The 2,007-nt window shown below is 45.2% G+C and carries 1 protein-coding gene; it reads right to left on the bottom strand.

Features of this window, described 5'->3' with window-relative positions; translation table 11 throughout:
- Window positions 1–2,007, bottom strand: a 2,007-nt coding sequence (locus WBM49_RS08170; protein ID WP_424371562.1) for a M28 family peptidase, incomplete at both ends; no start/stop codon positions are given.

Below are 2,007 nucleotides of genomic sequence, written 5' to 3'. Positions count from 1 at the left end.
CATGGTAGAGTCATTATCGCTGATGTAATGTGTAAACAGACGGGTACCTTTGCGTTCCTTCAAATAGAATTCAGAGAGTTCAATACCGTTTACACTTGCTTTGCTTACAGGGGTATTATCTGTATATACGTCTAGTCTGTTCACTGCTCGTTGCGGAAAAATTCCTATTTCGAGGATTCGGCTTCCCTCCAGGGTAGTGTCTTTTTCTATGGTGACCACAGGTCCGGTTATGTCTTTGAAAGGAGCGGATGATACCTGCGTAAATCTGGAATTGTATTTGCTGTTAATGGTGGAATTGTTCTCAGTAACTGCCATCGTTTTCTCTGACCCAAGGACCGCGGAGGTCCAATCCGAAAGCTGTTGTTCGTAGGTAGCCCACTGCGCCTTTTTCGTATCTGTATCCAGCATGTAAACCAAACTGCTGGGTTTTGCTCTTTCTTCCGTAAAGCCAGATTGAAAATGAGCTACAACCAAGGCACCAATAAACCCAGCGAAGAATACTGCTCCAAGAATGTTTTTTCTGGGATACCTTCCCAGTAGTGGCAGTAACAGCCAAAATGTGAGGGTTGTAAAAAGCGTGGTGGTCACCAGCATTTTTAGGCCCAGAGCAATGGGGAACATGGCAACAAACGGTGAATAGATGAATATTGCCGGCAGCAGCAGAAACAATATCAAAAACGGATCGTAGTTTTTTTGGTAGATGGCGATAGCCAAACAGGTTAAAAGTGCGTAGACAGGCAGGATAAAAAAGCTGGCACCCGGAAGGTATTGGGCTACACCCCAACATATCACCATCCAAAGTAAGGCAGGGGCCACCAGTAAGTTAGGGATGCTAATCTTTTTAAACTTGTGATAGGCCCGGAAACAGTTGGCCAAGGCTAAGAGTGTCAAGGCCAGGATATAGGCATGACCATTATAGGTAAATCCCTGTAAAATATCTTTATAACCCGGATAAATAAAAGTGATCATCTGCCAGGCAAAATATCCCAGTACACCGTTCACTACAAGAGTATCTAGCATAGGAATAAAGCCAAGCAGTACCTCTTTGACCGTAAGGCTGCCTGTTTTAAATCCCAGAGCCACTATTAAAATAAAAACACCAAGGGCAAGGAGCCACATGGGCCATATCCAATCAAAAGGATATGTAACCATTTCAAATACGGGAATATTAAAATAAATATGGTCATTCAGGCTCTTCAGACTCCCAAGATCTGCCTCACTGAAATGGCTTACCAGTGGCATTAAATAGCTTCCCTGGTGGGTAAGGGAATTGCGATCTAAGCGCTCATAGGAATCCCGAACGGTGTGATAGTCAAAATGATCATCGATAAAGGCAAAATTAAATCCTTCTATGTCGCGGTCTTCCCTGAAAACGGTAAGGTCTGTGTCATTGGGAAGTAGCTTATAAATGCTATACGCCAATGAATTGGTAACGGGGAATTGTAGATTTGCGGTCACAAACTCCTCAATGAGCCGCTCATTTCCACGGTTGGTTTCCATAAACATATAGGCGGGTCCACCGCTACCTCTTGCCTCAAAATTCAGGACCAGGGCAATGTCTTTGGTCCATGGATGTTTGTTTGCAAAAAGATCTGCCCCGTTAAGGCCTAATTCTTCCGCATCTGAGATCACAATGTAGATGTCGTTCTTTGGGATCACTTTTTGAGCAAGGTAGGCCCGTACTCCTTCCAGGATGGTAGCAACCCCGCTACCGGCATCACTTGCTCCCAGGGAGGAATGTGGATTACTGTCGTAGTGAGAGAGGAGTAATAAGCCCTTCCCTTTGCCGGATCCTTCTATTTTAGTAACAATATTAACGGCCTTGCTGTAATTGGCCCAGTCACCGGCTGTGTAGCCCTGCTGGAGGGATACTTCCAGGCCCATCTTTTCCAGTTGGGCCACAATATATGCCCGCACAGTTTCGTGGGCAGGGAAGCCAACGGCATGTGGTTGTTTCGAAATGGCTTCCACATGTGTAAGGGCCCTATCCGTTGAAAAACCGTATAA

Origin of the sequence: Muriicola sp. (assembly GCF_049669965.1) — a bacterium.
Lineage (GTDB): Bacteria > Bacteroidota > Bacteroidia > Flavobacteriales > Flavobacteriaceae > Muriicola.
This window is presented reverse-complemented; position numbering and strand designations above follow the sequence as displayed.